Genomic DNA, 20,467 nt, shown 5'->3' with positions numbered 1-20,467 from the left:
TGGTGATTTTCTCGCGCGCGGGCTTGACTTCAGTCGCGTCCGCGCTTGCGGCGCAGGCCGTACCAGGCCGCGCCGGCCGCCGCGACGGCGCCGATGCTGATGGCCGTGACCGCGACCGCCTTGCCCGACGGGGTGGGGATGCGCGAGCGCAGGCTCACCGGGTCGACGAACTGCTGCACCGGCCAGTCCTTCTCGACGGCGATGCGGCGCAGGCCCCGGTCCGGGTTCACGACTGTCGGGTGGCCGACGACCTCCAGCATCGGCAGGTCCGTGACGCTGTCCGAGTAGGCGTAGCTCTTCGAGAGGTCGTAGCCGTGCTCGGCGGCGAGCTGCTTGATCGCGACGGCCTTGTTGTCGGCGGCGCAGTAGAACTCGACCTCGCCGGAGTACCGGCCGTCCTGGATCACCATCTTCGTGCCGACGCTGTAGTCCGCCCCGATCATCTGCGCGATGGGGGCGACCAGTTCCTCGCCGGACGCGCTGACGATGACGACGTCGTGGCCCTCCGCCTTGTGGTCGGCGATCAACTGCGTCGCTTCTTTGTAAACGAGCGGATCGACGATGTCGTGCAGCGTCTCGCTGACGATGCTGCGGATCTGCTCGACGTCCCAGCCGGCGGCGAGCGCCGTGATGTGCGCCCGCATGCGGTCCATCTGATCCGCGTCCGCGCCGGCGAGCATGAACACGAACTGCGCATATGCGCTCTTCAGCACCGCGCGGCGGTTGATCAGTCCCTCCTGGAAGAAGGGGCGGCTGAACGCCAGCGTGCTCGACTTCGCGATCACGGTCTTGTCGAGGTCGAAGAAGGCGGCGATCCGGCTCATGTGGCTCAGCTTAGGTGTACTCGCCAGTAGGCCGTTCGGGCGGCATTTCGTTCGTGTACGAAACCGTTGTGCGGCACGGTTACCGAAACTTGGCCCGCGGCTGTTGCGGAAGTTGCGCGCGGCACTGGCGCATGGGGATACAGTAGGTGAGTCCGGTTCGACGGACGGGTTCAGTCCGACCCCCCGGGACTGAACCATTGACGACCCCCGTCCCTCCCCCCTGGCGGGGGTCGTCCCATATCCGGACCCCGTTTCCGGTGGGTGCGACTGGACCTCTGCGGCCCTTGCCCGAGGCACGTGCGCCCAACCCTCCAGCGTCGCACACGGGTCCGACACTTCTGGCCCTGCAAGGCTTCCAAGATCGCGACCTGTCCACAGCCGCTGACTTGTCCACATGTGGATCTACGCCCGTTGTGTCGTTCCTCACGACTGACCACCGTGGATCCCATGACCCATCCCATCGCCCTGCTCACGGACCAGGACCTCCTCGACGAGGTCCTCCGGGTGGCCGCCGCGGCCGACTGCCCGCTCTCCTGCGCCCCCGACGTCACGTCGCTGCGCTCGCAATGGCACTCCGCGCCCCTGGTCCTGCTGGATCCCGCCGCGGTCTCGGCCTGCCTGGACGCGGGCTTCCCCCGCCGCACCGGTGTCCTGGTCGTCCACGGCGGCGACCCGCCCTGGGCCCCAGCGGTCGCCCTGGGCGCGGACGGCGTCCTCGAACTCCCGGTGGAAGGACGCTCCCTGGTGACGGCACTGACGGACCTGGGTGAGGGCCCGCCGTCGGACCGGGGCCGGGTGGTGTCGTTCATCGGCGGCAGAGGAGGCGCCGGCGCCTCCACCCTGGCCATCGCCTGCGGCCGTGAGGCGGTGGAGTCCGGCGGCGAGGCGATGCTCGTCGACTGCGACCCGCTGGGCGGCGGCATAGACCTGGCCCTGGGCACCGAGTCCGACAAGGGCGCCCGCTGGCCGGGCGTGCACGCCACCGGCGGCAGAGTCCCGATGTCGGCCCTGCGAGCGGCCCTGCCCACCGCGGGCAACCTGAGCGTCCTGGCCTGCGACCGCGCGGCCCCGGACCCGGAACCGGCGGCCGTGGCGGCAGTCCTCGACGCGGGCCGCCGAGCGGGCTGCACCGTGATCTGCGACCTGCCGCGCTTCCCCACGGCCTCCGCCTCCGCGGCACTGGACCGCACCGACCTGACGATCCTGGTGGTACCGGCCGAAGTCCGCGCCACCGCGGCCGCCGGCCGAGTCGCCTCCCGTCTCCTGACGCACGGCCGCAACCTCCGCCTGGTGGTCCGCGGCCCGTCACCCGGCCACCTCAAGCCCGGCGAGATGGCCGAGGTGATCGGCATCCCGCTGCTGACCTCCATGCGCGCCGAGCCGGGCCTGGCCGAGGTGCTGGAACGGGGTCGTTTCCCGCGCAACCCGAAGGGCCCGCTCGCCACGGCGGCCCGCGTGGTGCTGAAGGAGCTGCGCCCATGACCGGCTGGCCCGTGGCGGACGTGGCCGCGCCTGGTGCGGCCGAGGCTGCGATGGCAGACGAGGCCGAGTACGCCGCGCTGTCGTCAGGCGACGCGGAGGTCGAGCCGATCGACCAACTCGGCTGCGGCTGCGTTCCGGTTTTCCGCGAGACACCAGAACTGGTCCCGCACCCCCGTCGGCCTGGCCGATTCGTCGCCGCAGAGAGGGCTCCGGGTCAGGCCGTCCTTCTTCCTCCTGGCTGACCTCTGCGGTCAGGCACCTTCGCTCGTGGCTTGCGACTCCGGTTTTCCTGCCGCCACGAGGTTTCCCTCGCACGGAAGGAACTTCAGCCGTGATCCGCCTCCGCATCCTGTGTCGGATGCTGCGCAACCTCGTCGTGTACGGCCGTCTCTATCCACCTCGCTTCATCTTCAAGCAGGACAAGGAGGAACCGAAGTGAACCGCTTCCTCATCTGGTGCCAGGAGACGTGGCTCCGCCTGACCGGCCGCGAGATCACCTACGGCCGCCACGCCCGCCGCCCGGAGGCCGCGACATGACCTCCGCCCTGATCGACCGGGTCCGGCACCGCCTGGCCGGCGCCGACGTGGAACTGTCCGCGGCCGTCGTGGCTCACGCGGTCCGTTCCGAAGCGGGCGGTGTCCTGGCCGACTCGGACGTCCTCGAAGCACTCCGGGTGCTGCGCCAGGAGTTCAGCGGCACCGGCCCGCTCGACCCGTTGCTCGCCGACCCCGGCACCACCGATGTCCTGGTCACCGCGCCGGACCAGGTCTGGGTGGACGGCACGACGGGGCTGCGCCGCACCGGCGTCACCTTTCCCGACGAAGACGCGGTCCGGCGCCTCGCGCAACGGCTGGCGGTCGCCGCGGGCAGACGGCTCGACGATGCCTCCCCGTGCGTCGACGGGTGGCTGCCGGGCAGCGGAGTCCGGCTGCACGCGGTGTTGCCGCCCGTCGCGGACCGCACGTGTCTGTCGTTGCGGATCCTCAGGCCGGCGACGCACGACCTTCAAGCGCTGCACGAACTCGGCACGTTCGACGCCGAGATCGCGGAGACGTTGCGGACGATCGTCCGCAGGCGCATGGCGTTTCTGGTGATCGGAGGTACCGGGTCGGGCAAGACGTCGTTGTTGTCGGCGTTGCTCGGATGCGTCTCGCCGAAGGAACGCATCGTGTGCGTGGAGGACGCGAGTGAGCTGAATCCTGACCATCCGCAGTTCGTGCGGCTCACCGCGCGGCCCGCCAACGTCGAGGGGGCGGGCGAGGTCACCACGCGGGAACTGGTGCGGGAGGCCCTGCGGATGCGGCCTGACCGGATCGTGGTCGGGGAGGTGCGCGGGGCCGAGGTGCGGGAGTTGCTCACCTCGTTGAACACCGGGCACGAAGGGGGCGCGGGGACGTTGCACGCCAACTCGTCGGCCGAGGTGCCCGCGCGGTTGGAGGCTCTCGGCGCGTTGGGCGGGCTCTCGCCGCAGGCGCTGCACAGTCAGGTTTCAGCAGCGGTGCGGATCGTGCTGCACATGCGGCGGGACAACAACTCCCGGTACCTCAACGAGATCGGGGTCTTCGAGCGGAAGGACGGACTCACGGTTCGTCCTGTCTGGACGCGTGAGCACGGGTGGCACGAGAAGGGGTTGCTGTGCTGAGCCTTCTGCTGCTGGCGACGGCGCTGATCGTCTGGCCACAGCTCAGACCGATCCGCAGGCTCAGACCGCAGCGCAACAGGGAAATCGTTGTGCCGCCCTACATCTGGTCGGCGGCCGCGGCGACGCTCACCTATCTCGTGGCGGGCGTCGGCGGACTGGTCGCCGGTGTCGTGCTGGGAGTTGCGGGCCGAAGAATCCTCAAGCAGCACCAGCGAAACACGGCACTCCGGCGGGCTACCGAAGCGCTGAGCAGCGGACTCGGCGGCGTGATCGACGAGCTGCGAGCCGGTGCCCACCCGGCGCAGGCGGCCGAGGGCGCCGCGGAGGACACGCCGGCACCGGCGAAGGAGGTGCTCAAAGCGGCGGCGGCCACGTCGAGGCTCGGTGGTGACGTGGAACGGACGTTGCGCGAGCTGCGGCAGCCGTTGCTCGGCAAGGCGGTGGATCAGTTGGCCAAGGCGTGGCACGTGTCGGCGAAGCACGGTGTGGCGTTGGCCGAGGTGCTGGACGCCACGAGGCGTGATCTCGATCAGCGGGCGGCGTTCGCGCGACAGGTGCACGCGCGGATGGCCGGACCGCGGGCGAGTGCGGCGGTGCTGGCCGTGTTGCCGGTGGTCGGCGTGTTGTTGGGCGAGTTCAGTGGTGCGCGGCCGTTTCACGTGCTCACGAGCACGGTGGCGGGGCAGTTCCTCCTGGCGCTGGGAGCGGTGTTCGTGGCGGCAGGGGTGTGGTGGACGCAGCGGATCACGGAGGTGGAGCCGTGACGTTCCTCTTCCTCGCGTTGGCGGTCCTCCTCGCACCCGTGCCGCGACGATCGATTGATCGGTTGAAGCCCCGAGTCCACGACCCGCCGCACGACAAGAAGAAACCAGATGGTCCGTTCGAACGGGCCGCGGCCTGGGATCTGCTGGCCGCGTGCCTGAAAGCCGGGTTGCCGGTGCCCACCGCGATCCAGGCGGTCGACGTGAAAGAACTGAGCCAGGTCGCCGAACTGCTGAAACTGGGCGCCGATCCCGTCACGGCATGGGCTTCCGCACTCGACCGGCCCGCCACCGCTCTGCTCGCCAGGGCCGCGAGACGGACCGCGCGGTCCGGGGCGGTGCTCGCCCGGCAGACCGCCGAACTCGCCGAGCGGACCAGGTCGGAAGCGTGCGACGACGCGGAAGCGAAGGCGCAGAAGGCCGCGGTCGCGGTGGCGGCACCACTCGCACTCTGTTTCCTGCCGGCGTTCCTGTGCCTCGGCGTCGCGCCGGTGGTGCTGGGCCTGGCCGATCAATTCCTCAACTAGGAGAAGAAGATGGAACTGCTCGACGACGACAGCGGCATGAGCACGGTGGAGTACGCGATCGGGACGTTGGCGGCGGCCGCGTTCGCCGGTCTGCTGTACGTGCTCCTCACCAGCGACTTCATGCAGAACCAGCTACAAGGGCTGATACAGCGTGCGCTGTCTTCGGTCTGATGACCGGGGGATGGCCACGGTCGAGGCGGCGATCGCGGTCAGCGCGCTGCTGGTGGCCATGTGGTTGGGGGCGAACGGGCTGACGGCGGTCACCGAGCAGATGCGGTGCGCCGACGCGGCGAGAGAAGCGGCACGGCTCACGGCGCGCGGTGAACAGCAGCGCGGTGAGCAGGCGGCCGGGCAGATCGTGTCCGGTGCCAACGTCGTGATCGACACCCAAGCCGATGCGATCGAGGTCGTGGTCAGCAAACGCGGACCGCTGGGCTTGCCGCTCAGCGCGCGGGCGTTCGCCGTGCCGGAGCCGCGATGAACGGTGAACGGTCCGGCGGTGATCGCGGTTCGGCTGCGGTGAGCGGTGTGGTGGCGATGTTGTTGCTGATCATCGTCGTGGTGGCGGGTGCGCAGATCGGGGCGGCGGTCGTCGCGCGGCACCGGGTCACCGGTGCGGCCGACCTGGCGGCGCTCGCCGCTGCCGCTCGTCTCGCCGAAAGCGATGAAAATGCTTGTGAGCAGGCAAAACGAGTGGCCTCGGAGAACCGGGCCGAGCTGACGAGCTGCGCGGTGAGCGGATGGGAGGTGGTTGTGGAGGTCTCGGCGACTACGCCGTTCGGCCCGGTGAACGCCCGCGCCAGGGCAGGTCCGGCTGAAGATCGAAGCGTTTGGAGCACGACGAGCGGTCGGCTCACAGCGGTGAGCGGACTCACATCGGTGCCCGGACATGCTGAACGGTGATCGAACCAAACGCGAACAGTTCAGTTGCCCGGTCAAGCAAATGACGTTCGCCGTCCCGTAGCTACCAGTTGTCGAGCGGGGGTTACGGAGGCCGGTGCCGGTGTCGTTAGTTGTAGTGGCGGCACCGACGCGGTGTCCTACGAAAACCGACACCTTGTCGATGTCGAGTCAGAGCCTGGGAAGAAGGCGACGAAAGATGGATTGGTCGGATAGCTGGCGCGGGGCCTTCCGCATCGAACTGCGTGCCGAGGCCGTGAGCCTCGCGTACCGCGGTTGGCCCGTACTGCCCGGCACCTATCCGGCCGGTACTGAGAACGGCGTCACGCAGTGGGCGGGTCGCAGCGGCCTCGAACTGCACGGCCCGATCCCCGTGCACCGCGACTGGGTGGACCGCATCGGGACCCGTCCCGACCAGGTCGCCACGTGGTGGGCGGGTCGCTCCTACAGCCTTCTCGTCGCCACCGGTCACGTGGTGGACGCGATCGAGGTCGGTGCCGGCCTCGGTCACCGCGCGGCCGTCGCACTGCGGCAGATCGGTGTTCCCGTGCCGATCGCCGCGACCCCGTCCGGCCGGTGGATGTTCCTCGTGAAGTCCGGCTCGAAGCTCAACGCCGAGCTGGCCAACAACTCGGACGTGCACCTGTACGGCAAGGGCGAGTACATCCCGCTGCCCCCCACCACCATGGCGCACGGTGTCGTGCACTGGCGGGTCAAGCCGCAGGTCTGCGGCTGGAACCTGCCGGAAGCACACGTCGTGCAGGACGCGCTCGTCGAGGCCGTGCACGCTCCGGCGCGCTTCCAGCTCGAAACCGTCTGACCTACAACTAAAAACAAGCCCGGCCGTGTTGGGTGTCGTCGTGGACTCTCCCCGACAACCCCGAAGGCGATGCCCTGCACGGCCGTTCCACCAAGCCCGATCCGATGATCGGCCCCCGCACCCCGCACGTCGGGGGTGGTCGGAGGACCGGGCGAAAAAGCCGAACACGCACCCCGAAGGACAGCCTCCCGCAACAGTGACCGGACCGAGGACGTTAGTGGCAGGGCGCCAGCTCTGCCGCGGTCGGTGAAGCCGGCTCCTCCCCGGAGTTCGTCAGCAGACAGTCGACACCGTCGCCTCCCGCGTGTCCTGTCGAGACGAACGAACCAGATTCCACCGATGTTCCAAGGGATCCGGTCACGAAGCGGTAGCAGGCGGGAACACAGTGTTCGGCACGTGGAGAGCGCGGCGGGGGTACCCGTGAGCCCCCGCCGCGCCCCACGGAAAAGTGGTAAACCTAGTGGCGCGTCTCGGAATGTTGGCGAGGTGATCCACGCTCAGCAGGGCGCCTCGCGGCGCCGCCCCCACGCCCCCGTACAACCAGTACGAGGACGTGGGGGCGGCACCACGATGCACCCGTCTGACCGCGCATTCCCCCGGCAACGTTCCGAGCCACACCACTAGAGCTGGAGAGTTTCCGCGTAGGAAGCGAACGCGAAGGTCTCCTCCATGGATCCGGGCCGCGGAACCGCGTCGGCGTGCCAGCCGAGGTTCCGGTCCTGCAGGACCTGCTCGATCAGCGGGTGCCACCGCTGATCGAGCATTTTCTTCGCCCACAACAGGGCGCCGCGCTTGGACTCCACCTCTCCCGTGTGGATGGTGTAGAGCGTGCGGCAGTACGCCGAGACGATGTAGCGCTGTGTCCAGGCATTGCCCATCGGTGCCCACTCCTGGATGCCTTCCAGCACGCGCGGCAGTTCGGCACGCATCGACGAGCGCAGAGCGGACGCCGGCACCTCGTCGACCAGTGACGTGATCGGCGGGCCGTCCAGCACGATGCCGTGGTGGCGCAGGATCCAGCGGGCGTGCGGGCTGTTGCAGTGCAGGTCCCACACCAAGGTCCGCGTGCCGTGGTCGTTGAACAGCCACGGAACTCCCATGCCCGCCACCGAGCGCAGCGACTCCACGTCGGCGTAAGAGCCCTCGATCTCCGTCGACCAGCGGCCGGGACGGGTCGGGATCTCGTCGTGCAGCCGCCGCAGCCCGTCGAGCGCTGCACCGGACGGCAGTTCGGTGCAGGCGACGATGAAGTCGCAGTCGCTGTGGACGTCACCGGCGCCCAGGGCGAACGAGCCCTGGAGGTACGCGCCGACGTAGGTGTGGCCGAGGATCTCGCGCACGGACGAGACGAGGTCGGCGAGAAGTGCGTTCAGATCAGCAAAAGGGGTGAACAAAGCAGACTCCAATGAACCCGTGGCCAGTAGGGATACAGGCGCGGCGGAGCACTGGACGCCCTGCGACGTGGCACGTCGGGGCGATCAGGCCGTGCGAGGGCACGGCAGATGTCCGGGCTCAGCCGCGCTGGGCTCGACGGGTCCGGTCGGTGGCGTTGCAGCCGAATGCGTTCACGACGCCACCGTAGCCAGGCGCAGACCACCCGGTCAGGCGATTTTGCCCAGCACCACGTCCAGCACGAGCACGGCACCGGCCTTGTCCAGCGGATCGTTGCCGTTGCCGCACTTGGGCGACTGCACGCAGGAAGGGCAGCCCATCGGGCACGCACAGGCGCTGATCGCCGCTCGCGTCGCCGAGAGCCACGCCCGCAATGCCGAGTGGCCTCGATCAGCGAAGCCCGCACCGCCGGGATGGCCGTCGTGCACGAACACCGTCGGCATCCCCGTGTCCGGGTGCACGGCGGTCGACACGCCGCCGATGTCCCACCGGTCGCACGTCGCGAACAGCGGTAACAGACCGATCGCCGCGTGCTCGGCGGCGTGCAGGGCGCCGGGGATCCGTTTCGCCTCCACGCCGGCGTCGAACAGCAGCGACTCGTCGACCGTGTACCAGACCGCACGGGTCTGCAGCGTCTGCTCCGGCAGGTCCAGCGGGATCTGGTCCAGCACCACACCGGACGGCAGCCGCCGCAGGTAGCCGACGACCTGCGTCGTCACCTCCACCTCGCCCAGGCACACCGACACCCCGCCGAAGTCGGTGCGTTCGATCTCGCGCACCACCGTGATGTCCACGCAGTCACGTGGCTGCGTCGTCCACTCCGGGTCCTCGCGGTGGACCATCGCGAGCCCGCTGTCCAGATCGAGCTCGTCGACCACGTACGCCCGCCCCTGGTGCAGGTACACGGCGCCGGGATGCACCTGCCAGCAGGCGGATCCCGGGTCGACCGTGCCGAGCATCCGGCCGGAGTCCGACTCCACGACAGCGACCTGATCACCGCCGGAACCGCGGATGTCCACCCCGGCGTGCGGCCGGTCGTGCGACGCCCAGTACCACCCGGCAGGCCGCTTGCGCAGCAGCTTCTCCGCCACCAGTTCGGCGAGCACCGCCTCCGCGAGCGGTCCGCCGAAGTCGTCCAGACAGGCCGGCGTCAACGGCATCTCGGACGCCGCGCAGGCCAGCTGCGGCCCCAGCACGTACGGGTTCAACGGGTCCAGCACCGTCGCCTCGACCGGTCTGTCCAGCACCGCGGCCGGGTTGTGCACCAGGTACGTGTCCAACGGATCGTCGCGTGCCACGAACACGACCAGCGCACTGTCCCCTGAACGGCCCGCACGGCCCGCCTGCTGCCAGAACGACGCCAGCGTGCCGGGGAAGCCGGCCACCACCACCGCGTCCAGCCCGGCGATGTCGACGCCGAGCTCCAGCGCGTTCGTGGTCGCGACGCCGAGCAGGTCGCCTGTGGACAGCGCCTTCTCCAGCGCCCGCCGCTCCTCCGGCAGGAAGCCGCCCCGGTACGCGGCCACCCGGCCGGGCAGCTCACCGTCCACTTCGGACAGGATCCGCTGGGTGCCCATCGCCGTCAGCTCCGCGCCCCGGCGCGAGCGCACGAAGGCGAGCGACCGTGCGCCCTCGACGACGAGGTCGGCCAGGATCCGCGACGTCTCCGCGCCCGCCGAGCGCCGGACGGGAGCGCCGTTCTCACCCTCCAGAGAGGTCAGCGGGGGCTCCCACAACGCGACCGTGCGCGACGCACGCGGAGAAAAGTCGTCCACTACAGCGGAAACGGGAACGCCGAGCAAACGCTCCGCCGAACCAGAAGGATCAGCCACTGTGGCCGATGCCAGAACGAAGATCGGATCCGCGCCGTATTTGCGGGCGACCCTTCGCAGCCGGCGCATCAACAACGCCACGTGCGAACCGAAAACGCCGCGATAGGAATGGCACTCGTCGATCACCACGTACTTCAGCCTGCGGAAGAACCGCAGCCATTTCGGGTGCTGCGGAAGGATTCCGCGGTGCAGCATGTCCGGATTGGTGAAGACCCAGTTCGCGTGCGCCTTGACCCAGTCGCGTTCGGCCATCGGGGTGTCACCGTCGTAGGCCGACGCGCGCACCCCCTTGATCCCCAGTTCCTCGAGCGACCGGAGCTGGTCCGCGCCAAGGGCTTTGGTCGGTGAGAGGTACAGCGCGGTGGCCTTCGTGTCCGCCAAAAGAGTGGAAAGCACGGGCAACTGGTAGGCAAGTGACTTGCCCGACGCCGTGCCCGTCGCGAGGACCACGTGCTGCCCGGACCACGCAAGCGTCGCGGCCTCCACCTGGTGCCGCCACGGCTCGCGCACACCCGTCCCGACGAACGCCTCGACGACCGGGAGAGCCGTCCACGCAGGCCACTCCACGTGATCTGCCTGGCGCAACGGCAGATCGCGCGCGTGCGTGAGGGGTGACTCCCCGGCGGGCACTCCCGCCAGCACGCGGTCCAGCAACCGGCGTCCCTGATCCACCACGAGGCCGAGCTTCGCATACACCACCGACAGTCCCGGCCGGGCCGTGCTCGACTTCCTGCGCAGATAACGGTGTGTGCACGGATCGGGACGTTTCGTTGCCTCGTTGCAACCAACCCCTAGACTCCCCGCTCATCGCATCCAATGAGGGATGCGTCACGTCGCGCTGGGCGGCTGGTCTGCCTTGGCGCTGCACATGGCAACTCACCAGGAGGACGGATGTCCCGGCAATTCCTCGCGGAGGGCCTTGAGCTCTCCGGGGGTGATCGCGGCGTCGTAGCCGTGGTCGCCGTGGTCGCCCTGGCTGCTCTCGCCGTCGGGTACGTACTGCTCAAGGAGGTGCTGGCCGCGGGCCAGGGCACCCCCAAGATGCAGGACATCGCCAAGGCGGTTCAGGAGGGCGCAGCGGCCTACCTCAACCGGCAGTTCCGCACGCTCGGCATCTTTGTCGTGATCGTGTTCGTTCTGCTGTTCGCGCTACCGGCAGATGATTTGGCCGAGCGAATCGGCCGATCTTTGTTCTTCATCGTCGGTGCCGCGTTCTCGGCGACTATCGGCTACCTGGGCATGTGGTTGTCCACGCGCGCCAACGTGCGTGTCGCCGCCGCCGCGAACGAAGAAGGCGGTCGCGAAAAGGCGACGCGCATCGCGTTCCGCACCGGCGGCGTGGTCGGCATGACCACGGTCGGTCTCGGCCTCTTCGGCGCGGCACTCGTCGTGCTCGTCTACGCGGGTCAGGCCCCGAAGGTCCTGGAGGGCTTCGGTTTCGGTGCCGCGCTGCTCGCGATGTTCATGCGTGTCGGTGGCGGCATCTTCACCAAGGCCGCCGACGTCGGCGCCGACCTGGTCGGCAAGGTCGAGCAGGGCATCCCCGAGGACGACCCCCGCAACGCCGCCACCATCGCGGACAACGTGGGCGACAACGTCGGTGACTGCGCCGGCATGGCCGCGGACCTCTTCGAGTCCTACGCCGTGACGCTCGTCGCGTCGCTGATCCTCGGCACCGCCGCGTTCGGCGTGCAGGGTCTGCTGTTCCCGCTGATCGTTCCCGCGATCGGCGTGCTGACCGCGGTCATCGGTGTCTACACGACCAAGGCGAAGGCGGGCGAGAACGGCCTCACGGCCATCAACCGCGCCTTCTACATCTCCGCGGTCATCTCCGCGGTGCTGTGCACGATCGCGGCGTTCACGTACCTGCCGAGCTCCTTCGCGGACCTCAACGGCATCAGCGACGCGGTCAAGGCCACCAGCGGCAACCCGGCGCTGATCGCGTCCGTCGCGGTGATCATCGGCATCGTGCTGGCCGGCGTCATCCTCTGGCTGACCGGCTACTACACCGGCACCGAGCACAAGCCGGTGCAGGAGGTCGGCAAGACCTCGCTGACCGGTGCGGCCACGGTGATCCTGTCCGGTATCTCGGTCGGTTTCGAGTCCGCTGTGTACACCGCGCTGGTCATCGGTGCGGCCGTGTACGGCGCGTTCCTGCTGTCCGGTTCGGTCATCGTCGCGCTGTTCGCGATCGCGCTCGCCGGTTGTGGTCTGCTCACGACCGTCGGCGTCATCGTCGCGATGGACACCTTCGGCCCGGTCTCCGACAACGCGCAGGGCATCGCCGAGATGTCCGGTGACGTGCACGGCGAAGGCGCGCAGATCCTCACGGAGCTCGACGCGGTCGGCAACACCACCAAGGCCATCACCAAGGGCATCGCGATCGCGACGGCCGTGCTCGCCGCGACGGCGCTGTTCGGGTCCTACAAGGACGCGATCGACAAGGCAGTGCTCAAGACGGGCGAGGTGGTGGACGGCATTTCGTCGTTCTCCTACGTCGTGTTCACCCCGAACATCCTCGTCGGCATCACCATCGGCGCGGCTGTCGTCTTCATGTTCTCGGGCCTCGCGGTCAACGCCGTGACGCGTGCCGCCGGCGCCATCGTGTTCGAGGTGCGCCGTCAGTTCCGCGAGAACCCGGGCATCATGGACTACTCGGTGAAGCCGGAGTACGGCCGCGTCGTCGACATCTGCACCAGGGACTCGCTGCGTGAGCTGGCGACTCCGGGTCTGATGGCGGTGCTCGCCCCGGTCGCCGTCGGCTTCGGCCTCGGCGTCGGTCCGCTGGCCGGTTACCTCGCCGGTGCGATCGCGACCGGCACGCTGATGGCGGTGTTCCTGGCCAACTCCGGTGGTGCCTGGGACAACGCCAAGAAGCTGGTCGAGGACGGCAACCACGGTGGCAAGGGCTCCGACGCCCACGCCGCCACGGTGATCGGTGACACGGTCGGTGACCCGTTCAAGGACACCGCCGGCCCCGCCATCAACCCGCTGATCAAGGTCATGAACCTGGTCTCGGTGCTGATCGCGCCGGCCATCGTCACCTTCTCCATCGGTGACAGCGCGTCCGACCCGATCCGGATCGCGATCGCCCTGGTCGCGACCCTGATCATCGTTGGTGCGGTGGTCGTGTCCAAGCGCCGCGGCACCTCGATCGCGGACTCTCCCGCGGAGACCGTCAGCAACGGCGCCGCGTAGATCCACCTCAGGTCGGGGTACGTTCGGGTCTTCCCCCGACGTACCCCGACCGAGGAGTTACGACATGAGGCGCAGCCTCGTCGCCACTGCCGCTGTTGCCGCCCTTGCGCTGGCCGGGTGCACCACCGGCGGCAACTCCGGCACTTCATCGACGCCCACCAGCGGCGCGGCCAGCCCCGAGGCCGTCGCCTACATGGACAAGGTGTGCGGCGCCGCGTCCGAGTTCGCCAAGATCGAGAAGACGGCCCCCAAGTTCGACGCCGGCGACTCCGCCAAGCTCAAGGCCGACATGGCCGCGTACATGGGCCAGCTCGCCGACGCCTTCACCAAGTCGGCGGAGGGCCTCAAGAACGTCGGCCCGTCGCCCGTCGCGGGCGGTGAGGAGGCCGTCAACAAGATGTCCGAGACGTTCACCTCGCTCGGTGCCGTGTTCACCGACGCCAAGACCAAGGTCGAGCAGGCGGACGCCAACAACGCCACCGGAGGCCTCCAGGCCGCCGGAGAGGCCATCGCCAAGCTCTCCGAGCTCGCCGACCCGCTGCGCGACCTCAAGGACGTTCCCGAGCTGCAGAAGGCCACGCAGTCCGCGCAGCAGTGCCAGGCGATGCAGCGCCTCAACGTCACGCCGACGAGCTGAGCGAGACCGTCCGGAGTAACTTCCGGCCCATGCGCCGCACAGTCCTCGCAGTTCTGACGTGCTGTCTGCTCGCGGTCACCGCGTGCAGCAGCGGAGGTTCGTCCACGTCGGCCTCGCCCACCGCCAGTGAGGCCGACGTCGTGGCGTGGATGGACAAGGTCTGCGGTGCCGTCGACGGCACCGCGAAGGCCATGTCCGACGAGCCGCCGATCGACATGAGCGACCCGGCGAGGCTCAAGACGGGCCTCTCCGACTGGCTCGGCACCAAGGTCGCCGCGGTCGACAAGTCGATCTCGGACCTCAAGGGCCTGGAGAACGGCCCGCACCCGAAGTCGAAGGAGCTGGCCACCGCCGCGCAGGACGGCATGGGTCAGATCAGGACCCTGCTCGCGGACACCAGGTCGAAGCTCGACGCCTCGACGGACGCCACCCAGGCCATCACCGCCTTCACCGAGATGGTCGCCAGGGCGAGCGAACTGGAGAAGGCGGGCGCCGACGTGCAGAAGAAGTTCGACGAGACGGGCCTGGCCACGGCCGCGCAGAAAGCCGGCAACTGCAAGGGACTTCAGACGTCTCCCCCTACCTCCTGACGAGCGAGAAGCCCGGCTGACCGGATCGCCCGAACGTGTACTGTTCGGCGGTCCGGTTAGTCATTTCCTGGGGGATTTCACCGTGAACGCACGTTTGTCGATCGCTGCTGCCTGTGCAGGTCTCACCCTCGCCGTGACGGGCTGCGGAACCAGCGCCGCGCCGTCCACGCAGAGCGCCGCGCCCACGACCACGACGACCACCGCCGCCGGCGCCGACCCGGTGAAGTGGGCGGGCGCGTTCTGCGCCGGCACCACGCCGGTCCTCACGGGCGCGATCGAGCTCATCACCGTCGTCGCGGCCAACGCCGAGAACCCTCCCGCGATCAAGGAGGGCATGCTCAAGCTGCTCGACACCGGCGGCAAGGCGATGGCCGACACGGAGAAGAAGCTCAAGGAGGTCGGCGCGCCCGGCCCCGAGCACCAGGCCACGCACGACGAGCTGGTCAAGATGTTCGGCGACGGCGCCAAGGAGTACGTGACGGTCCGCGAGCAGATCGGCAAGATCGACGCGACCGCACCCGACTTCATGGCGCAGGTCGAGAAGGTCGGTGGCGACGCCGCGGACCCGTCGAAGCTCTCGGACCAGATCAAGAAGCTCGACGCGGACCCGAAGCTCAAGGACGCCGTCGCGAAGGCGCCTGAGTGCACCGAGATGCGCACCAAGCTGGGGAAGATGCTCGGCAAGTGACGACGTTTCGCCTGGTCGCGGCCGTGCTCGGCGCGGCCGCGATCACCGCTTGCGGCACACCGCCACCTGCTTCGGTCCAGCAGGCCGCACCCACGACCACCACGACGGCGGACGTGCCCGGCGCCGATCCGGTGGCGTGGTTCGAGGCGTACTGCGGACCCATGGGCGTCACGCAGACCGCGCGACTCCAGCTCCAGGGCAAGGCCCAGGAGGGCATGGAGGCCGTCAAGGAGGCCGTGGTCGCCTGGACGGCAGGAGCAGCGGTGTCGAACCGGCACATGGCGGACGAGCTCGAGAAACTCGGCCCGTTGGGGTCGGACGTGCGCAGCCTGCACGAACGGCTGGTCGGCGCGCTGCGGAACGAGGCCAAGACCTTCGACGACAGTTCGGCGCGGCTGCGGGCGCAGGCGGCGGACGACAAGTTCCCCGAGCGGTACAAGCAGATCATGGTCGGCAGCAGCGGTACCAGCGTGGAGACGTTGTTCAAGCAGATCCTGGATACGACCCCGAAGTACACCGAGGCGTTCCGTGCGAACGAGGTGTGCAAGGCCTGGCAGGGGCTGGCGAAGCAGTCCGGGGGAAACTAGGCCGGGTGAGGACACGTCTGCTCGCTGCCCTGCTGACCGGTGCCATCGTGCTGACCGCCTGCGGTTCGGAGGCGGACGAGCCGATCACCGACGCGCAGCGGCAGTGGGTGGACGCGTTCTGCGGCGGTGTCCTTCCGGGCATGGAAGCGGGCCTTGAGCTGCGCAAACAGGATCCGGCGAATGTTGCCGCGGTCAAGGACGGGTACGTGAAACTCGTCTCGTCCAACACCACGGCGTTCACCGCTGCCGAGAAGAAGCTGAAGGAGCTCGGCAGCCCGGAGGACGACCTCAAGGGCGTGCACGAACGGTTGGTCAAGTTCGTCACCGAGTCCGCGAAGTCCTACGGCGACGCACAGGCTCCCGTCCAGGCGCTGGAGCCCAATGCCCAGTTCCTGGAAAGCGCCGAAAAGGTGCTGGCCGACACCAATGTCGTGACCAGCCCGGAAGACCTCCGCGCCACCTTCCAGGAACTGCAGAAGCGCCCGAAGTACGCAGCGGCGATAGGCAAGTCGGCACCGTGCTCGGAGATCAGGTCGAAGGGGCAGGAACTCGGTCAGTAACAACTGTCCCACTGGTCACACTCGAACGTCTGTTCTACCCTGTGGGCCGTGGTGGGGCAGTTGTCCTTCTTCTCGGCCGAGGCACGAACCCCGGCCAAGGCGGACCTCGCCGGCTTCCTCTGCGGGCCGGGGCAGGCCGTCAGCTTCGCGCGCGGTACAGCCGCCCGCGTGTACACCGAGCTGCGCGACGAGTGGCGACTGCGCCCTCTCAAGCAGGCGTGCGCCGAGCGCGGGGTGACGACCGAGCTGTGCGTGAACGAGGCAGGAACGCACTTCGTCCGCACGCCGTTCCGCACCGATCTCACCCCTCTGGCCGCCCGCTGGCTGGACGGAACCGCCAAGACGGTGCCGTCGGACTTCGAGCTGAACGGAGCAGTGCTGCGCGTCTGGGCGCTGGCGGCGGGCAGCTGGATGGAGTCCGCGTATCTGCTCGGTTTGGACCCCAACGCGCCGCAGACACACGCACCGTTGCAAAATGCGCTGCTCGCATCGGGACTTCCGTGCACCCTGGTAGGGGCACCGGCGTTGCGGGTAACCGGCCGACGACGGCTGGCACGGCTCGCTGAGCTGGTCGGAAGCCCTCCGCAGGGAGTGGCGATGAGCACCTGGCCGGCGGCCTGAGCGGGCCGTCCGGCATGGTTGTGTCACTCTGTCTCGTCGTACGGGCGTCGCGGAGACATGACGGATGGTGTGCTTTTCGGCCGACGCTGGGCAACACTGGCGGGCCTGGGAACCGGGTTTGGAAGAGAGCGGGACGGCGAGTGGCTGGATCGACACGGACGAAAAAGAGCAGCGGAGGAGAGGGCGGCAACATTCGACGGCTTGTGATCGTCGAGTCGCCCACGAAGGCGCGCAAGATCGCCTCGTACCTCGGCGCCAACTTCGTCGTGGAGTCCTCCAGGGGACACATCCGGGACCTTCCGCGCGGTGCCGCCGACGTTCCCGCGAAGTTCAAGGGCCAGGCCTGGGCCAGGCTCGGCGTGGACGTCGACCACGACTTCGAGCCCCTCTACGTGATCTCCGCAGACAAGAAGTCGCTGGTCACCGAGCTCAAGGAAGCGTTGAAGGACGTCGACGAGCTCTACCTCGCGACAGACGGTGACCGCGAGGGTGAAGCCATCGCGTGGCACCTGCTGGAGACTCTCAAGCCGAAGATCCCGGTCCGCCGGATGGTCTTCCACGAGATCACCGAGTCCGCGATCCAGGCCGCCGCGGCCAACCCGCGTGACCTGGACCAGGACCTGGTCGACGCGCAGGAGACCCGCCGCATCCTCGACCGTCTCTACGGCTACGAGGTCAGCCCGGTCCTGTGGAAGAAGGTCATGCCGAAGCTCTCGGCTGGCCGCGTGCAGTCCGTGGCGACGCGTCTGGTCGTGGAACGCGAACGCGAGCGGATGAAGTTCGTCTCAGCGAGCTACTGGGACATCTCCGCGCAGATGGACGCCGGTGCCGACGCGGCGCCGCGTCAGTTCGGCGCGCGTCTCGTCGCCGTCGACGGCACGCGTCTCGCCACGGGCCGTGACTTCGGTTCGGACGGCAAGCTCACCGGCAAGTCCGACGTCGTCGTGCTGGACGAGGCGCAGGCCCGTGCCATCGCGGCCGGGCTGCAGAACGCGCCGGTCAAGGTCGCCTCCGTCGAGGAGAAGCCGTACACGCGCAAGCCGTACGCGCCGTTCATGACCTCGACGTTGCAGCAGGAGGCGGGCCGCAAGCTGCGGTTCTCCGCCGACCGCACGATGCGCACGGCGCAGAAGCTGTACGAGAACGGCTACATCACCTACATGCGTACCGACAGCACGACGCTGTCGGAGACCGCGATCAACGCGGCCCGCACGCAGGCCACGGACCTCTACGGCGCCCAGTACGTCTCGCCGCAGCCCCGCCAGTACACGCGCAAGGTCAAGAACGCGCAGGAGGCCCACGAGGCGATCAGGCCGGCGGGCGAGGTCTTCCGCACGCCCGGTCAGGTCGCCGCCGAGCTCGACTCGGACGAGTTCAAGCTCTACGAGATGATCTGGCAGCGCACGATCGCCTCCCAGATGGCCGACGCACGGGGCAACACGACCAGCATTCGCATCCAGGGCCGCGCGGGCACGGGCCAGGAGGTCACGTTCGCCGCGTCCGGCCGCACGATCACGTTCGCCGGCTTCCTCAAGGCCTACGTCGAGACCGTCGACGCCGAGGCCGGTGGCGAGTCGGACGACGCGGAGTCGCGCCTGCCGCTGCTGGTCAAGGACCAGGACCTGACGATCGCGGAGCTGTCCGCGGACGGTCACACCACCTCGCCGCCCTCGCGCTACACCGAGCCGTCGCTGATCAAGACGATGGAGGAGCTCGGCATCGGCCGTCCCTCCACCTACTCGTCGATCATCAGCACCATTCAGGACCGCGGCTACGTGTGGAAGAAGGGCGCCGCGCTGGTCCCGTCCTGGGTGGCGTTCGCCGTGGTCGGGCTGCTGGAGGGCCACTTCGGCCGGCTCGTCGACTACGACTTCACCGCCGCGCTCGAGGACGAGCTGGACGGCATCGCCGCAGGTCGGCAGCAGCGCACGACGTGGCTGTCCGGGTTCTACTTCGGCGGCAGCGTCGGCCCCGACGGCTCGATCGGCCGTTCCGGCGGTCTGAAGAAGCTGGTCGGCACGGGTGTCGAGGACATCGACCCGCGTGAGGTCAACTCGATCCCGCTGTTCAGCGACTCCGAGGGCCGCACGGTCGTCGTGCGCGTCGGCCGCTTCGGGCCGTACCTGGAACGCGACGTCGACGGCACCGCGCAGCGCGCGAACCTGCCGGACGACCTGGCGCCGGACGAGCTGAGCAACGAGATCGCCGAGAAGCTGTTCTCGACGCCGCAGGAGGGCCGTTCGCTCGGCACCGACCCCGTCTCGGGCAACGAGATCGTAGCCAAGGAAGGCCGTTTCGGCCCGTACGTGACCGAGGTCCTGCCTGAGCCGTCCGAGAACGGCACGGCTCCGAAGAAGGCGCCGAAGCCGCGCACCGGCTCGCTGTTCAAGTCGATGTCGCTGGACACGGTCACGATCGAGGACGCGCTGAAGCTGCTCTCGCTGCCGCGCGTGGTCGGCAAGGACCCGGAGACGGGCGCCGAGATCACCGCGCAGAACGGTCGCTACGGCCCGTACCTGAAGAAGGGCACGGACTCGCGGTCGCTGACCGACGAGAGCCAGATCTTCACCGTCACGCTCGACGAGGCGCTGAAGATCTACTCCGAGCCGAAGAAGCGCGGCCGCGCCGCCGCCGCTCCGCCGTTGCGCGAGATGGGCAACGACCCGGTGTCCGGCAAGCCGATGGTGATCAAGGAGGGCCGGTTCGGCCCGTACGTCACCGACGGTGAGGCGAACGCGTCGCTGCGCAAGACGGACAGCGTCGAGTCGATCACCGACGAGCGCGCGGCCGAGTTGCTGGCCGAGAAGCGCGCGAAGGGGCCGGTCAAGAAGAAGGCTCCGGCCAAGAAGCCGGCGGCGGCGAAGAAGCCCGCTGCGAAGAAGGCTCCGGCCAAGACCAAGAGCTGAGCAGGGGGTGGCGGTGCCGATCAACGAGTTCGGTCCGGACGGGACTCAGGCCCCGCCGCCTCCCCGGCTGTACCCCGACCCGCTCGCGGGCCTGGTGACGGCTGACAACTTCGTCGCTCCTCAATGGACGTCTTTCAGCTCACGTGTGGCGGTGCCTACACCTCCTGAGCCGACCGAAGAAGCGCGGCAGGCCGTCTGGTCGCAGATGCAGCAGGAACAACGGCGGCCGCGCGGCAGGGCGCAGCGAGCGCCCGTGCAGCAGCAGTCGCACCCGTACGCGGTTCAGCAGTTCGCGCCGACGTACCAAATGTCTGCGCCACAACAACAACAGCAGCAACAGCAACCCGCCAAGCCGGCGAGCGGCGTGGCCGCGTTCATCGGCTGCCTGGTCGTCATCGGATTCTTCGTCCTGGTCCTCGTCAGCATTCTCGGAGCGATCTTCAGCTAGCCGTGTTGTGAGTCCGGCGTGCTGACTCACCACATCCGGTTACGCTGACCG

The 20,467-nt window shown here is 68.9% G+C and carries 21 protein-coding genes; 18 read left to right on the top strand and 3 right to left on the bottom strand.

Annotated features, from left to right (window positions below):
• Positions 1-29: 29 nt before the first annotated feature.
• Complete coding sequence (locus tag SK854_RS16850; protein ID WP_319976037.1) at positions 30-824, bottom strand: HAD-IB family hydrolase; 795 nt, start codon at positions 822-824, stop codon at positions 30-32.
• A gap of 447 nt (positions 825-1,271) precedes the next feature.
• Here SK854_RS16850 and ssd point away from each other — a divergent pair, with 447 nt between their 5' ends.
• The 9 genes from ssd to SK854_RS16805 all read left to right on the top strand — a co-directional run bounded on the left by ssd (position 1,272) and on the right by SK854_RS16805 (position 6,957).
• On the top strand, positions 1,272-2,306 hold the full coding sequence (ssd, locus tag SK854_RS16845) for a septum site-determining protein Ssd (RefSeq protein WP_319976036.1): 1,035 nt from the start codon (positions 1,272-1,274) through the stop codon (positions 2,304-2,306).
• Positions 2,303-2,548: a hypothetical protein gene (locus tag SK854_RS16840; protein ID WP_319976035.1), complete on the top strand. Its 246-nt coding sequence runs from the start codon at positions 2,303-2,305 to the stop codon at positions 2,546-2,548. The genes ssd and SK854_RS16840 overlap by 4 nt, the downstream gene beginning before the upstream one ends.
• A gap of 291 nt (positions 2,549-2,839) precedes the next feature.
• Positions 2,840-3,949 carry a TadA family conjugal transfer-associated ATPase gene (locus SK854_RS16835; protein ID WP_319976034.1) on the top strand — a complete coding sequence of 370 codons (1,110 nt, stop codon included), beginning with the start codon at positions 2,840-2,842 and terminating at the stop codon, positions 3,947-3,949.
• Entirely contained in the window at positions 3,943-4,713 is a 771-nt protein-coding gene (locus SK854_RS16830; RefSeq protein ID WP_319976033.1) for a type II secretion system F family protein, read from the top strand. Before SK854_RS16835 ends, SK854_RS16830 begins: the two co-directional genes overlap by 7 nt.
• Entirely contained in the window at positions 4,710-5,237 is a 528-nt protein-coding gene (locus tag SK854_RS16825) for a type II secretion system F family protein (RefSeq protein WP_319976032.1), read from the top strand. Before SK854_RS16830 ends, SK854_RS16825 begins: the two co-directional genes overlap by 4 nt.
• A 9-nt stretch (positions 5,238-5,246) precedes the next feature.
• Positions 5,247-5,408 (top strand): DUF4244 domain-containing protein, encoded by a 162-nt coding sequence (locus SK854_RS16820; protein WP_319976031.1) that lies wholly within the window; start codon positions 5,247-5,249, stop codon positions 5,406-5,408.
• Between the two features lie 10 nt (positions 5,409-5,418).
• Positions 5,419-5,718, top strand: coding sequence for a TadE family type IV pilus minor pilin (locus SK854_RS16815; protein WP_319976030.1), 300 nt, complete (start codon positions 5,419-5,421; stop codon positions 5,716-5,718).
• Positions 5,715-6,140 (top strand): Rv3654c family TadE-like protein, encoded by a 426-nt coding sequence (locus tag SK854_RS16810; RefSeq protein ID WP_319976029.1) that lies wholly within the window; start codon positions 5,715-5,717, stop codon positions 6,138-6,140. Before SK854_RS16815 ends, SK854_RS16810 begins: the two co-directional genes overlap by 4 nt.
• Positions 6,141-6,336: 196 nt before the next feature.
• Positions 6,337-6,957, top strand: a complete 621-nt coding sequence (locus SK854_RS16805) for a bifunctional DNA primase/polymerase (RefSeq protein WP_319976028.1) — start codon at positions 6,337-6,339, stop codon at positions 6,955-6,957.
• Positions 6,958-7,577: 620 nt separating this feature from the next.
• Here the strand turns inward: SK854_RS16805 and SK854_RS16800 are convergent.
• On the bottom strand, positions 7,578-8,351 hold the full coding sequence (locus tag SK854_RS16800) for an aminoglycoside adenylyltransferase domain-containing protein (protein ID WP_319976027.1): 774 nt from the start codon (positions 8,349-8,351) through the stop codon (positions 7,578-7,580).
• 207 nt (positions 8,352-8,558) lie between these two features.
• Positions 8,559-10,880, bottom strand: coding sequence for a DEAD/DEAH box helicase (locus SK854_RS16795; protein ID WP_319976026.1), 2,322 nt, complete (start codon positions 10,878-10,880; stop codon positions 8,559-8,561).
• 192 nt (positions 10,881-11,072) lie between these two features.
• On the opposite strand from SK854_RS16795, the gene SK854_RS16790 reads away from it, so the two are divergent.
• The 9 genes from SK854_RS16790 (at position 11,073) to SK854_RS16750 (ending at position 20,416) form a co-directional block, all read left to right on the top strand.
• On the top strand, positions 11,073-13,379 hold the full coding sequence (locus tag SK854_RS16790; protein WP_319976025.1) for a sodium-translocating pyrophosphatase: 2,307 nt from the start codon (positions 11,073-11,075) through the stop codon (positions 13,377-13,379).
• A gap of 64 nt (positions 13,380-13,443) precedes the next feature.
• Positions 13,444-14,016 carry a hypothetical protein gene (locus SK854_RS16785; protein ID WP_319976024.1) on the top strand — a complete coding sequence of 191 codons (573 nt, stop codon included), beginning with the start codon at positions 13,444-13,446 and terminating at the stop codon, positions 14,014-14,016.
• A 29-nt stretch (positions 14,017-14,045) separates the two neighbouring features.
• Positions 14,046-14,606 (top strand): hypothetical protein, encoded by a 561-nt coding sequence (locus SK854_RS16780; RefSeq protein WP_319976023.1) that lies wholly within the window; start codon positions 14,046-14,048, stop codon positions 14,604-14,606.
• A gap of 82 nt (positions 14,607-14,688) precedes the next feature.
• Positions 14,689-15,294: a hypothetical protein gene (locus SK854_RS16775; protein ID WP_319976022.1), complete on the top strand. Its 606-nt coding sequence runs from the start codon at positions 14,689-14,691 to the stop codon at positions 15,292-15,294.
• Positions 15,291-15,881, top strand: coding sequence for a hypothetical protein (locus SK854_RS16770; protein ID WP_319976021.1), 591 nt, complete (start codon positions 15,291-15,293; stop codon positions 15,879-15,881). The genes SK854_RS16775 and SK854_RS16770 overlap by 4 nt, the downstream gene beginning before the upstream one ends.
• 5 nt (positions 15,882-15,886) lie before the next feature.
• Complete coding sequence (locus SK854_RS16765; protein ID WP_319976020.1) at positions 15,887-16,441, top strand: hypothetical protein; 555 nt, start codon at positions 15,887-15,889, stop codon at positions 16,439-16,441.
• 48 nt (positions 16,442-16,489) lie between these two features.
• Positions 16,490-17,062, top strand: a complete 573-nt coding sequence (locus SK854_RS16760; protein ID WP_319976019.1) for a hypothetical protein — start codon at positions 16,490-16,492, stop codon at positions 17,060-17,062.
• Between the two features lie 140 nt (positions 17,063-17,202).
• Positions 17,203-19,968, top strand: a complete 2,766-nt coding sequence (gene topA / locus SK854_RS16755) for a type I DNA topoisomerase (protein ID WP_319976018.1) — start codon at positions 17,203-17,205, stop codon at positions 19,966-19,968.
• A gap of 13 nt (positions 19,969-19,981) precedes the next feature.
• The gene (locus tag SK854_RS16750; protein WP_319976017.1) at positions 19,982-20,416 is read left to right on the top strand and encodes a hypothetical protein; all 435 of its coding nucleotides are present in this window, start codon (positions 19,982-19,984) and stop codon (positions 20,414-20,416) included.
• Positions 20,417-20,467: the final 51 nt, after the last annotated feature.

It is taken from the genome of Lentzea sokolovensis (assembly GCF_033949975.1).
Classification (GTDB): Bacteria; Actinomycetota; Actinomycetes; order Mycobacteriales; family Pseudonocardiaceae; genus Lentzea; species Lentzea sokolovensis.
Note: the sequence above shows the minus strand (reverse complement) of the source record. Positions and strands in the feature narration are given on the sequence as shown.